We start from the raw sequence: 12,913 nt of genomic DNA, 5'->3' as shown, positions 1-12,913 counted from the left end.
GGAAGCCGCCGAACCAGCCGTTGCCGATGTGGTAGGGCAGCGACATCGAGGTGTAGCGGATGCGCGCCGGGAACAACTCCACCAACCACGCAGCAATCGGGCCGTAGACCATGGTCACGTAGACCACCAGGATGGTCAGCAGCAGCAACACCATCGGGTAGTTGGTCTTGGCCGGGTCGGCCTTCTCGGGGTACCCGGCGTCCTTGAGGGCGGTGGTCAGGGTGGCGGTAAAGGCGTCGTTTTTGGCCTTGAAGTCGGCGGCCGGCATGCCGGTGCCCTCGAAGCTCTCGATCACTTTGTCGCCAATGTGCACCTGCGCAACGGCGCCCGGGTCGGCGTTCACGTTCTGGTAGGGGATGGCCCTTTTGGCCAGCACGGTCTTGGCCAGGTCACAGGAGCTGGTGAATTTGGCCTTGCCCACCGGGTCGAACTGGAACGAGCACTGGCCGGGATTGGCGATTACCGTGACCGGATTCTTCTCCTGTGCAACGAAAACGTCAGGGTTACCGTATTGGGTCAACGCGTGGAAGATCGGGAAGTAAGTCAGTGCCGCGATAATGCAGCCGGCCATGATGATGCCCTTGCGACCAATGCGGTCGGACAGGCTGCCGAATATGACGAAGAACGGTGTGCCGATCAGCAGCGAGCCGGCAATCAGCAAGTTGGCGGTCTGCGGGTCGATCTTCAGCGTCTGCAGCAGGAAGAACAGCGCATAGAATTGCCCGGTGTACCAGACCACGGCCTGGCCGGCGGTGCCACCGAGCAGGGCCATGATCACGATCTTGAGGTTGTCCCAACGGGCGAAGGATTCGGTCAATGGTGCCTTGGAGGACTTGCCTTCGGCTTTCATTTTCTGGAACACCGGCGACTCGCTGAGCTGCAGGCGGATGTACACCGAGACAATCAACAACAGGATCGATAGCAGGAATGGAATCCGCCAGCCCCAGGCCTCGAAGGCTTCAGTGCCCAGCACAGTACGGCAGGCGAGGATCACCAGCAGTGACAGAAACAGGCCGAGGGTGGCTGTCGTCTGAATCCACGAGGTGAAATAGCCGCGTTTGCCCTTGGGCGCATGTTCGGCCACGTAAGTAGCTGCGCCGCCGTACTCACCGCCCAGCGCCAGGCCTTGCAACAGGCGCAGGCTGATCAGAATGATCGGCGCGGCTACACCGATGGTCGCGTAGCCCGGCAGCAAACCCACCACGGCCGTGGAGACGCCCATGATCACGATGGTGATGAGAAAGGTGTGTTTGCGTCCGATCATGTCGCCCAGCCGACCGAACACGATGGCGCCGAAGGGGCGAACGGCGAAGCCTGCGGCGAAGGCGAGCAGGGCGAAGATGAAGGAAGTCGTTTCGTTGACACCGGCGAAGAAGTGCTTGGCGATGATCGCCGCGAGGGAGCCGTACAGGTAAAAGTCGTACCATTCGAACACGGTGCCCAGGGACGAGGCGAAGATGACCTTGCGCTCCTCCCTGGTGATCCCGTGGTGGGGCGCGCTGCCCGTGGTTGCATTGTCGATTGCTGCCATGAGTTTTCTCCGTCTTGCTCTTGTTGTAGGCCGGAGTTCCCACTAACACTTACCCTACCCAGGCCCTGGGACTGATGTCATCGGATTACGGGTCTTGCATACAGGTTGACGCCTTGAAACGCTGCAAGGTTCCTAGAAGCATAATCACCTTGCGGCAGATATCCACTCGCCACTACGCCTTAGGTTGAAAGAGGGGAGATGACTGGCACAAAACCTGTAGGAGCGAGCCTGCTCGCGATGGTGTGTCAGCCGACACCAAGGTAGCTGACACACCATCGCGAGCAGGCTCGCTCCTACAGGGGATTTTGCGGGGTTTAAACGCGGAACTGGTCCATCAGACTCTGCTGCTGGTTCGCCAGGCTGTTGAGCGACTGGCTGACCCGCGCCGATTCATTGGCCTGGCCCGACAGCGACTCGGTCACGTCGCGAATGGTCGCCACGTTGTTGTTGATCTCCTCGGCCACCGCGCTTTGCTCTTCGGCGGCGCTGGCGATCTGCATGTTCATGTCGTTGATCACGGTCACTGCGTCACCGATCTGGCGCAGCGCCGTCACGGCCTGGCCAACCTGCTCGACGCTGCCCTGGGCCTGTCGATGGCTGTTGTTCATTGAACCCACCACCTCCTGGGTGCCGCTTTGCAGTTGTTCGATCACCAGACGGGTTTCTTCGACAGACTCCTGGGTACGCCGCGCCAGGTTGCGCACTTCATCGGCCACCACGGCAAAACCGCGTCCGGCTTCACCGGCACGGGCCGCTTCGATCGCGGCGTTGAGGGCCAGCAGGTTGGTCTGCTCGGCAATTGCACGGATCACTTCCAGCACCGTGCCGATCTTCTCGCTATTGGCGGCCAGGCCTTCGACCTGAACCATGGCCGCGCTCATGTCGGCGGCGAGGTTGTCGATGCTGGCGGTGGTGCGGTCGATCACGGTCAAACCCTGACGGGTCGCCTGATCGGCATCCCGCGCGGCATGGGCCGCTTGCGCGGCACTGCGGGCGACATCCTGGGCGGTGGCGCTCATTTCATGGGACGCAGTCGCCACCTGATCGACCTGCCGATATTGTTGCTCCATGCCGGCGCTGGTCTGGGTGGCGATGGCGGACGACTGGTCCGCCGTGCTGCGGGCGTCCTGCACCGAGCGTTTCACTTCGGCAATGATCGGTTGCAGCTTGTCGAGGAAGCGGTTGAACCAGCCGGCCAACTGGCCCAGTTCATCTTTTTTGTCGTAGGCCAGACGACGGGTCAGGTCACCTTCGCCGCTGGCGATGTCTTCGAGCATGTGCGCCACACCGAGGATCGGTTTGGTCACGCTGCGGGCCATCAGCCACACCAGAACAAGGCCAAGCAGTGCGGCGAGCCCCCCCAGGCCGAGCTCGACCAGCGTACCGGCGGTGTTGCTGTCATCCAGTTGCTTTTTCAGGGCTTCGGCCGGGCCGACCAGGACTTTCTCCGGCACGTCGAGCAACACGCCCCAGGACTTGCCGCCGGGAATCGGCTGGAACGGAGCCAGCACTTTCAGTTGCTGATTGCCGTGCAGGCTGGTGGTTTTGCTGCTGGCGGCGAGCATGCGCAGCAGTTCGGCACCGCTGGTCTTGTCCACGGCATCCAGGCGCTGGCTGAGTTTGCTGGCGTCCGGGCTGTAGCCGGCGAGCAGGCCGGCCGGGCTGATGATGCTGACGCTGGTCTGGCCGTCATAGAGTTTCTTGCTCGCGCCCAGGCTGACCGCTTGCAGGCTGTTGAGGTTGATGTCCACCGACAGCGAGGCGATGACCTTGCCGTTGACCATCAGCGGGAAAACGATGCTGGTCATCAGCACGTTCTGGCCGTCGATCTCATAGAAGTAGGGTTCGATCACGCACGGCTTGAGCGTGGCGCGCGGGCAGGTGAACCAGGCGTTGGCCGCTTCGCCGCTGGGGCCGGTGCTGGTGTCGGCCATGTCCTTTTCCGGCAGCGCCATGGACGTCACTTTGCCCGGCGTCGGCTGCGACCAGTAAAGGGCGAAACGGCCCTTTTCGTTGCTGCCCAGTTCGGCTTGGCCGGTGAACAGTTCGTCCTTGCCGTCCAGCCCATTGGGTTCGAACACCAGGGACAGGCCGAGCAGCTCCGGGTTGGCTTGCAGGGCCGACTTGACTTGGCGGGTCAGGTCCTCGCGCAGGTCGAAGGCATCGAGGAAGCGCTTCTCGGCCTGGTCGCGCAGGAACAACACCTGCCGCGAGAAGCCGTGGCCGTACTGATAGGCGTCCATGAACTGCTGGCGAATCCCCAGCGCCTGGTTTTCGCCCTGGGACTCGATCCGCGCCTGGGCCGCTTCAGTCAGCATCTCCATGCTCGAGGCTTTCACCAGCTCGGAACTGTGCTCCATGCGGTACAGCGAAAGACCCACCAGCAGGGTCACGATGCCCGCCAAGCACAGCCCGGCCAGCAGGGTGATTTTCCATTGAATGGAAAGTTGTCTGAGCGACATGGAGACGTCCTTATTCGATAAGTATCTGAGACTTTGCACTGTAGCGGCATAAAAGCAGCTTTCTTGAGCTGCAAGCGGGAAACACAAAAGCTTGCGGCTTGAGGCTTGCAGCTTGCCGCTGCTTCATTCAAAGTGCGCGCCCTCTAATAAAACCCATTCCTTTATCCGCTGGCGGCTCACGCAGACTGCCGGACGGAGTCTTTCCGTTTGTCTCGAGGTAACGAAATGAATGCAGTGATTGCCGCGGTCGGCATCATGCTGATCCTCAGCCTGTCCCGCGTGCACGTGGTGATCGCGCTGATCGTGGGTGCGCTGGTGGGCGGCTTGACTGGCGGCCTGGGCATCGACGCGACCCTCAAGGCCTTCAACAGTGGCCTTGGCGGCGGGGCGACCGTGGCATTGTCCTACGCCTTGCTCGGTGCTTTCGCCGTGGCCATTGCCAAGTCCGGCCTGGCCCACGCCCTGGCCGACAAGGCCCTGGCAATGGTCGACCGCCAGCACGCCAGCGGTGGCGGGCAGGTCAAATGGCTGCTGATCGGGTTACTGTGGGTGGTGGCCATCGCCTCGCAGAACATCCTGCCGATTCATATCGCCTTTATTCCGTTGCTGGTGCCGCCGCTTCTTTATGTATTGACCAAGCTGCAACTGGACCGTCGACTGATCGCCTGTGTGATGACCTTCGGCCTGATCACACCGTACATGTTCCTGCCGGTGGGCTTCGGCAACATCTTCCTGAATGAGATCCTGCTGGCCAACGTCGCCCGCAGCGGTGTGGACATCAGCGGCATCAATGTGACCCACGCCATGGGCATTCCGGCCCTGGGCATGGTGGCGGGCCTGCTGATCGCGCTTGTCAGCTACCGCAAGAAGCGGGTCTACGACCTGGCAAAGATCGAACAGGTCGAGCAAGTGGCGGTGCAATACAACCCGCTGAGCCTGATGGTGGCCGGCGTGGCCATCGCGGCGGCGTTCATTATCCAGTTGTTGCTGGATTCGATGATCATCGGTGCACTGGCCGGTTTCCTGATTTTCTCGGTATCGGGCATCGTCAAATGGCGCGACACCGACGACCTGTTCACCGAAGGCATGAAAATGATGGCGATGATCGGTTTCATCATGATCGCAGCCTCCGGGTTTGCCGAAGTGATGAAGGCCACCGGTGAGGTGCAGACGCTGGTCGAGTCGTCGGCGTCGTACATCGATCACAGCAAGGGCATCGGTGCCTTGCTGATGTTGCTGGTGGGGTTGCTGGTGACCATGGGCATCGGCTCTTCGTTCTCCACCGTGCCGATTCTGGCGGCCATCTTCGTGCCGCTGTGCGTGCAACTGGGCTTCAGCCCGTTGGCGATCGTGTGCATAGTCGGCACGGCCGGTGCCTTGGGCGACGCCGGTTCACCGGCTTCGGACTCGACCCTGGGCCCGACCTCCGGCCTGAACATCGATGGCCAGCACCATCACATCTGGGACACCGTGGTCCCGACTTTCCTGCACTACAACCTGCCGCTGCTGGTGTTTGGCTGGGTGGCAGCGATGGTCCTGTAACCAATTCCCTTCTGATCACCCTGGATCAAAATGTGGGAGCGAGCTTGCTCGCGATGGCGGTGAAACAGTCAGCATCCATGTGGCTGACACACCGCAATCGCGAGCAAGCTCGCTCCCACAGGGATCTTCTGCGGATCTGATGACCGCGTTCAACTTTTGCCCCGGCGTGCCGTTAAAGCTTTTAACCACGCCAATAAAATAAAAAGAGTGAACGTCATGCGCATGAGCCTCAAGGCTAAAGTCCTGTCCCTTGCCGTCCTCCCGGTGTTGCTGTTTGCGCTGGTCATCAGCCTGACCACGCTGTTCATTCTGCAGGAACAGGCCCGCAAGGAAGTCGAGCAGACCCGCGAGCGTCTGCTCAGTGATGCCAAGGCGACCCTGCAAAGCTACGTGGCGGTGGCCATGACCACGATCAAGCCGCTCTACGACGCGGCCGCCCCAGGCGATGAGGCGGCGCGGGCCCAGGTGATCAAGCTGCTGTCGAGCATCACCTATGGCAAGGACGGCTACTTCTTCGGCTACGACTCCAACACCGTGCGCCTGTTCAAGGCCAATAGTCCCGAAGGCGTGGGCCAGAGCTTCAAGGACAACCGCGACCCGAACGGTGTCTACGTCAACCGCGACCTGGTGAAAGTCGCCAAGGACGGTACCCACTATCTGCAATACAGCTCGCCATTGCCCGGCAACACCCAGGTGCTGGTGCCCAAGCTCGGCTACACCGAATACCTGCCGAAGTGGGACATGGCGGTCGGCACCTCGGTCAACCTCGATGGCATCGAAGCGCAAGTGGCCGTGGTCGAAGCCAAGGTCCAGGAACGCATGCAAGGCATGGTGCTGAGTATCGTCGGCGTGGCGGTCGTGGTGCTGCTGATGATCGCCGCTGCCGGGATGTTGCTGGCCAACACCATTCTGCGTCCGCTGCATTTGATGAAGACCAACCTTGACGACATCGCGGCTGGGGAGGGTGATCTGACCCGCCGCCTGACCATCACCAGCCAGGACGAACTGGGCGAACTGGCCGGCTCGTTCAACCGCTTTGTCGACAAGATCCACGGCCTGGTGCGTCAGATCACCGAAATGACCTCGCAACTGACCGGACTGGTGAATCAGGTGTCCGACCAGGCCAATCGCTCGGACCAGGCCATGGAACGTCAGCGCCATGAGACCGATCAGGTGGCCACGGCGATCAACGAAATGTCGGCCGCCGCCCAGGAAGTGGCCAAGAGCGCACAGAACGCCGCGGTGGCAGCCCAACAGACCGACGAAGAAGGGCAGGCGGCCAAACGCGTGGTGGCTGGCAGCATCGAGAAGATCCATGCCCTGGTGGACGACATCCGCAGCAGCGGAGTGTCCCTGGATAGCCTGCAAAAAGACGTGTCGTCGATTGTCAGCGTGCTCGGGGTGATCCGCTCGATTGCCGAACAGACCAATCTGCTGGCGCTCAACGCGGCCATCGAAGCCGCCCGTGCCGGCGAGGCCGGACGCGGTTTTGCGGTGGTGGCCGATGAAGTGCGGGCGCTGGCCAGTCGCACGCAAATCAGCACCCAGGAAATCCAGGGCATGATCGACCGCTTGCAGGCCGGCACCCAGTCGGCGGTGGAGGCGATGCGTCGCTCCAGCGAGGCCGGCGACGGCACCTCGGCCCAGGCCAACGAAGCGGGGGCTTCGCTGGACACCATGGCCCAGTTGATCGCGACCATCAATTCGATGAACGCCCAGATCGCCAGTGCCGCCGAAGAACAGACCGCCGTGGCCGAAGAGATCAACCGCAGCGTGCATCAGATTGCCGTGGCCGTGGACAACGTCGCCGACGAAACCCAGCTCGGCGCGCAAACGTCCCGCAGCCTGGCCGACCTCGGTCAGCGCCTGGGCAGTCTGGTCGGACAGTTCCGTATCTGACAGGTTTGCAACCTGTGGGAGCGAGCTTGCTCGCGATGGCAGCAGTACATTCAGCATTGATGTTGACTGAGCCACCGCTATCGTCGGATCGCCGCCCGGAGCAAGCTCGCTCCCACAGGGTTAGCGGTGTACTTTCCATCACCGCCATGCATAAGTCCGACTCCTGGCAGGCGCTGCCGCAGTCTACGACAGCTCCTACACTGGTATTACGGGTCGCGTTGGTGAGGCCCGGACGACCATCACCTACAGGAGTCAAACCCATGACCGAACGCACCTGCGACTGTCCGAAATGTAACTGCAAGCTGGGCGAACATCCGATCGTGCGTCACGGCAAGCACTATTGCTGTGAAGCCTGCGCCAAGCATCACGAGCATGGCGAGGAGTGTGCTTCTCAAGGCTGCAAGTGTGCCCACTGAAAACCACGGTACATGCCAAAGTGGAGCCTAGTCCGGCTCCACTTCCAGCCTGAGGCTGTCATCCTCCAGGCGTTCGCTGTGGCGGACGGTGCCCTGCAAGCGCCGCCCTTCGATCCGCACCACCAAGGTCTTCGCTTGCTCCAGATCTTCCGGCAGTGGTGCCAGGACGCGTATGGCGAAGCAGAATGGGTCATTTTCGACCTGTTCCAGTCCGATCAGGCACTCGGCGCTTTTGCTGATGCGCCCCACTAGCGTGTCCAGACCGTAGTCCAGTTGCGCAGGGCTGCTGTCGGGTGTCGCGACCATTTCCCTTCCCCCCATGTTGACAGCGGCAGGCGTCAGTTAGCCGGACGCCACTTGACGTTTTCCACGCCGAATTTTTCAGCCATCGGCTTGCTGGTCTTTTGTACCTTCTCGCGTCCAAAACGGGGGATTCGCCCCACCCCCGCGTCACAGCTCGCCCAATGCCAGGCTTCCGCGTTGTCCATTTTGTCCAGACGGATAATGAATGATTTGGGAGCGCCATGGAGGGTGTACTCGATGACGAATAATTTTGCACTGTTCATAAAGCCCCGGTTCCTCCCAGTTGTACATAAAAGGATCGCGTGCCATCAGGAAAATTCACTCCGATTGTAGGACGGCGGCGGTTGCTGGCGACAAGTTCGGTGCCTCGTTACCATGGAGTCTTCCCGAACCCCAATGAACATTGACCATGGCCCTCGCCGCACCACCCGACCTGAGTGACACCGATGTGCCCGTGCAACCGCTGGCTCGCACCTATCCGCGCGGGTTGTACATCGAGCCCCACGAGCACATCTGGGGCCAGTTGCTGTATGCAATGAGCGGGGTGATGTGGGTCGAGACGCCGCACGAGGCGCTGGTGGTGCCGCCGCAGCGGGCGGTGTGGTTGCCACCCGGCGTGCCCCACGGGATTCGCGTGGTGTCCGATCTGCAAATGCGCAATATCTACTTGCGCCCGTCCCTGGCGGCGACCCTGGATGACAGCGTGCAAGTCATCGAGGTCGGTGGACTGCTGCGCGAACTGATTGTCGGTCTGGTGGAGCAGGGCAACGACGGGCCGCCCGAGTATTACGACGCGTTGGTGGGCCTGGCGCTGCTGGAGCTCAGGCGGGCGAGGCGCTCGCTGCTGAAAATCCCGCTGCCGGATGATTCCGACCGACGGCTGATGAACCTGTGTCAGGCGGTCATGTCGGCGCCATCGCTGGATATTCCATTCGAACAACACGCAGAAACCGCCGGTGCCAGCGTGCGGACCCTGGCGCGGCTGTTCAAGGACGGTTTGGGCATGGGCTTCGCCGAGTGGCGGCGTCAGGTGCAATTGGCAACGGCGGTGGCCGGGTTGATCCAGGGCGTACCGGTCAGCGCGATTGCCCGCGAGCTGGGCTATTCGCCGAGCAGCTTCAGCGACATGTTTCGTCGTGAGCTGGGTGTTGCTCCTTCGCAGTTTCCCTCGGCGCAACGCCAGGGCTGATTTCGCCGACGTCATGCTTTGGCCGAAATTCAGAAGCACTTGACCGATGCCCGCAGGCGTCGCCCTCTAGACTCGGCGCATACCTCAGTTGCCCCCGGAGTCTGCCATGAACTACCTCATGTCACTGGTCATCGGTCTGGGCGTCGGTCTGCTCTACGGCGCCCTGGATTTTCGTTCCCCCGCACCCCCGGCCATCGCGCTGGTTGGCCTGCTCGGCATGCTCGCCGGCGAAAAGCTCTGGCCGATGGGGCGGGAGCTGGTCGCTGGCTGGATTTCCTGAACCCTCTTTGACTCGATGGATACGCCCATGAAAGCTTTGCAATTCGATAAAACCGGTGATCTCTCGGCCCTGCGCTACGTTGAGGTGCCTACCCCCGTTCCCGGCGCCGATGAAGTGCTGGTCGAGATCAAGGCCGCTGGCCTCAACCCCAGCGATGTGAAGAACGTGCTGGGGCGTTTTCCCTACACCACCTTGCCGCGGATTCCCGGTCGCGATTTTGCCGGTGTCGTCGTGGCCGGCCCCAAGGCACTGATCGGTCAGGAAGTCTGGGGCACGGGCAAGGAACTGGGTTTTTTCGCCGACGGTTCCCATGCGCAGTTCGTCAAGCTGCCGGCCAATGGCGTGGCGCTCAAACCCACGCACCTGAGCTTCGCCCAGGCCGCCAGCCTCGGTGTGCCGTACACCACGGCGTGGGATGCGCTGGAACGCAGCCTGGTGACGGCCGAAACCCGATTGCTGGTCATCGGTGGCGGGGCGGTCGGCAGTGCCGCCCTGGCCCTGGCCAAGGTGCGCGGCGCCCGGGTGCTGGCGGCCGCGCGGCGTCCGGAGCAGGTCAAGGACTTGCAGGACCAGGGCTATCAGACCCTTAAACTGGATAAACCCGAAGACCTCGGGGCTCAGGTCAATGCCGTCTATGCCGGCGGTGCCGACGTGATTTTCGACACCACCGGATTCTGGCTGCCGGCTTCGGTGCCAGCCCTGGCCGCGTTCGGCCGTATCGCGATCATCGCAGCGCCCGTGGACGGTCACGTGCAGTTGCCGGCTCTGGCGTTGTATCGCAAGGGCGGCTCCGTGGTAGGGATCAATTCGTTGCTGTACGGGGTGCAGGCGTGTGCGGCGATGCTTGAGCAGTTCGGCCGGTTTTTCGATCAAGACTTGTTGCCATTGCCCCAGGGGTTGTTCGAGTCGCCATTGGCCGAAGGCCTGGAGCGTTATGCCGAAGTGAGTCAGGGCAGTGGCGACAAGGTGATTCTGCTGCCATAACCCAACCCCTGTGGGAGCAAGCCCGCTCCCACAAGGTCCATGGTCGCGCAACGCCTTGCGCAGGCCTCGCTCTGCTAGAATCGGCCCCATTGACCCAATGAGGTGCCCCTATGAGCGAACCGATTCGCCTGACCCAATACAGCCACGGCGCTGGATGCGGTTGCAAGATTTCTCCCCAGGTGCTGGAAGTGATCCTGGCCGGCAGCGGGGCGCAGAACCTCGACCCGAAGCTTTGGGTCGGCAATGCCTCGCGCGACGACGCGGCGGTGTATGCCATCGATGAAGAACGCGGCGTGGTCTCGACCACGGACTTTTTCATGCCGATCGTCGACGATCCCTTCGATTTCGGCCGAATTGCCGCCACCAATGCCATCAGCGACATCTATGCGATGGGGGGCGATCCCTTGATGGCGATTGCGATTCTGGGCTGGCCGGTAAATGTGCTGGCGCCGGAAATTGCCCGGGAAGTGATACGCGGCGGGCGTTCGGTGTGCGACGCGGCGGGCATCCCGCTGGCAGGCGGGCATTCCATCGACGCGCCAGAACCGATCTTTGGCCTGGCCGTCACCGGTCTGGTGGAAAAGCGCCACATGAAGCGCAACGACACCGCCACGGCTGGCTGTCTGCTCTATCTCACCAAGCCCCTGGGCATCGGCATCCTTACGACCGCCGAGAAAAAGGGCAAGTTGCGCAACGCCGACATCGGCCTGGCCAGGGACTGGATGTGCACCCTGAACAAACCCGGCAGCCGTTTCGGCAAGCTCGACGGTGTAACCGCGATGACCGATGTCACCGGTTTCGGCCTGCTCGGGCACCTGGTGGAAATGGCCGACGGCAGCCAGCTCACGGCGCGCATTGAATATGACCGGGTACCGCGCCTGCCGGGGGTCGAGTATTACCTGGAACAGGGCTGCGTACCGGGCGGGACACTGCGCAATTTCGACAGCTACGCCAGCAAGCTCGGACGCCTTCAGGAACTGCACAAGCGCGTGCTCTGCGACCCGCAGACCAGTGGTGGCCTGCTGATTGCCGTGACGCCTGAAGGCAATGAGCAATTCCTTTCGGTGGCCGCCGAACTGGGCCTGAGCCTGGAGCCGATCGGTGAACTGGTCGAGCGACAGAGCAACGCGGTCGAGGTGTTTTGATGTCTGTTGATTTCACCGATTACCGCGACATCTTCCTCAACGACCGGCCAATGATGGACACCCGCGCGCCGGTCGAATTCAACAAGGGCGCGTTTCCCGGTGTGGTCAACCTGCCGTTGATGAATGACCTTGAACGTCAGCGGGTCGGTACCTGCTACAAACAGCACGGCCAGCAAGCGGCAATCGTGCTGGGGCATCAACTGGTGTCGGGCGCGGTCAAGGCCGAACGCATCCAGGCCTGGGCCGATTTTGCCCGGGCACATCCGGACGGCTATCTGTATTGCTTTCGTGGCGGCTTGCGCTCGCAGATTGTCCAGCAATGGCTCAGGGACGAGGCGGGCATCGAGTACCCACGGGTGGGCGGTGGCTACAAGGCCATGCGTACCTTCCTGCTGGACACCCTCGATCAAGCGGTTGTCCAGTGCGATTTCGTCCTGTTGGGCGGGATGACCGGCACCGGCAAAACCGAGGTGCTCACGCAACTGAGCAACGGGGTGGACCTTGAAGGTCATGCCAACCATCGCGGTTCCAGTTTCGGCAAACGTGCCACCGGACAGCCTTCCAACATCGACTTCGAAAACCGCTTGGCTGTGGACGTACTAAAGAAGCGTGCCCGGGGTATCGAGCAGTTCGTACTGGAAGACGAAAGCCGCGCGGTGGGCAGTTGTGCGTTGCCGTTGCCGCTGTACCAGGGCATGCAGCAGTTCCCGATGGTCTGGCTGGAAGACAGCCTGGAAGGTCGGGTCGAGCGGATCCTGCGCGATTACGTGGTAGATCTGTGCGCCGAATTCATCGGCGTGCATGGCGAGGAGGGCTTTGCGCTGTTCTCCGAACGGTTGCTGGCGAGCCTGAACAATGTGCAGAAACGCCTGGGTGGCGAACGTCATCAGCGCATGTTGATTTTGATGGAAGAGGCGTTGGCGGAGCAGGCCCGCAGTGGCGCGGTGGATCTGCACCGGAGCTGGATCGAAGGGTTGCTGCGCGAGTATTACGATCCGATGTATGCGTTTCAGCGGGAGAAGAAAGACGCACGGATCGAGTTTGCCGGGGAGCGAGGGGCGGTTCTTGAGTACTTGCGCGAGCGGGTGAATCAGAAGGGGTGAGGGGGCTTTTGCCGGCCCCTTCGCGAGCAAGCTGAACTGGCCTAATGATTTTGGACACT

The 12,913-nt window shown here is 61.9% G+C and carries 11 protein-coding genes and 3 pseudogenes; 9 read left to right on the top strand and 5 right to left on the bottom strand.

Going from position 1 to position 12,913, the window contains the following annotated elements; translation table 11 throughout:
- From PMI29_RS13070 to PMI29_RS33140, 3 genes and pseudogenes are all read right to left on the bottom strand, one after another.
- On the bottom strand, positions 1-1,531 hold a 1,531-nt coding region (locus PMI29_RS13070; protein WP_007998926.1), incomplete at its 3' end, for an MFS transporter.
- Positions 1,532-1,845: 314 nt separating this feature from the next.
- Positions 1,846-2,439: pseudogene (locus PMI29_RS33145) on the bottom strand (methyl-accepting chemotaxis protein); the annotation flags it as partial.
- Between the two features lie 264 nt (positions 2,440-2,703).
- A pseudogene (locus PMI29_RS33140) lies at positions 2,704-3,774 on the bottom strand (HAMP domain-containing protein); the annotation flags it as partial.
- Positions 3,775-4,218: 444 nt separating this feature from the next.
- Between PMI29_RS33140 and PMI29_RS13080 the strand changes: the two are divergent.
- From PMI29_RS13080 to PMI29_RS13090, 4 genes and pseudogenes are all read left to right on the top strand, one after another.
- Positions 4,219-5,535: a Na+/H+ antiporter family protein gene (locus tag PMI29_RS13080; protein WP_007998923.1), complete on the top strand. Its 1,317-nt coding sequence runs from the start codon at positions 4,219-4,221 to the stop codon at positions 5,533-5,535.
- A gap of 216 nt (positions 5,536-5,751) precedes the next feature.
- A pseudogene (locus PMI29_RS33135) lies at positions 5,752-6,576 on the top strand (cache domain-containing protein); the annotation flags it as partial.
- A 36-nt stretch (positions 6,577-6,612) separates the two neighbouring features.
- The gene (locus tag PMI29_RS33130) at positions 6,613-7,434 is read left to right on the top strand and encodes a methyl-accepting chemotaxis protein (protein WP_411741588.1); all 822 of its coding nucleotides are present in this window, start codon (positions 6,613-6,615) and stop codon (positions 7,432-7,434) included.
- A 260-nt stretch (positions 7,435-7,694) separates the two neighbouring features.
- The gene (locus tag PMI29_RS13090) at positions 7,695-7,850 is read left to right on the top strand and encodes a metallothionein (RefSeq protein WP_007998919.1); all 156 of its coding nucleotides are present in this window, start codon (positions 7,695-7,697) and stop codon (positions 7,848-7,850) included.
- Positions 7,851-7,877: 27 nt separating this feature from the next.
- On the opposite strand, the gene PMI29_RS13095 is transcribed toward PMI29_RS13090, so the two are convergent.
- Complete coding sequence (locus PMI29_RS13095; RefSeq protein ID WP_007998917.1) at positions 7,878-8,156, bottom strand: hypothetical protein; 279 nt, start codon at positions 8,154-8,156, stop codon at positions 7,878-7,880.
- A 32-nt stretch (positions 8,157-8,188) separates the two neighbouring features.
- Positions 8,189-8,416, bottom strand: a complete 228-nt coding sequence (locus tag PMI29_RS13100; RefSeq protein ID WP_007982405.1) for a DUF6555 family protein — start codon at positions 8,414-8,416, stop codon at positions 8,189-8,191.
- A gap of 146 nt (positions 8,417-8,562) precedes the next feature.
- Between PMI29_RS13100 and PMI29_RS13105 the strand changes: the two genes are divergently transcribed.
- The 5 genes from PMI29_RS13105 (at position 8,563) to mnmH (ending at position 12,854) form a co-directional block, all read left to right on the top strand.
- Positions 8,563-9,342: an AraC family transcriptional regulator gene (locus PMI29_RS13105; RefSeq protein ID WP_007998915.1), complete on the top strand. Its 780-nt coding sequence runs from the start codon at positions 8,563-8,565 to the stop codon at positions 9,340-9,342.
- A 106-nt stretch (positions 9,343-9,448) separates the two neighbouring features.
- Positions 9,449-9,622, top strand: a complete 174-nt coding sequence (locus PMI29_RS31185) for a DUF1427 family protein (RefSeq protein ID WP_007998913.1) — start codon at positions 9,449-9,451, stop codon at positions 9,620-9,622.
- A 27-nt stretch (positions 9,623-9,649) separates the two neighbouring features.
- Positions 9,650-10,606, top strand: a complete 957-nt coding sequence (locus PMI29_RS13110) for a quinone oxidoreductase family protein (protein WP_007998911.1) — start codon at positions 9,650-9,652, stop codon at positions 10,604-10,606.
- A 110-nt stretch (positions 10,607-10,716) separates the two neighbouring features.
- Entirely contained in the window at positions 10,717-11,751 is a 1,035-nt protein-coding gene (gene selD / locus PMI29_RS13115) for a selenide, water dikinase SelD (protein ID WP_007998908.1), read from the top strand.
- A complete protein-coding gene (gene mnmH, locus PMI29_RS13120; protein WP_007998906.1) occupies positions 11,751-12,854 on the top strand; it encodes a tRNA 2-selenouridine(34) synthase MnmH in 1,104 nt (367 codons plus the stop codon). Before selD ends, mnmH begins: the two co-directional genes overlap by 1 nt.
- Positions 12,855-12,913 lie beyond the last annotated feature (59 nt).

Origin of the sequence: Pseudomonas sp. GM49 (assembly GCF_000282355.1) — a bacterium.
In the GTDB taxonomy this organism is placed as follows: domain Bacteria; phylum Pseudomonadota; class Gammaproteobacteria; order Pseudomonadales; family Pseudomonadaceae; genus Aquipseudomonas.
Note: the sequence above shows the minus strand (reverse complement) of the source record. Positions and strands in the feature narration are given on the sequence as shown.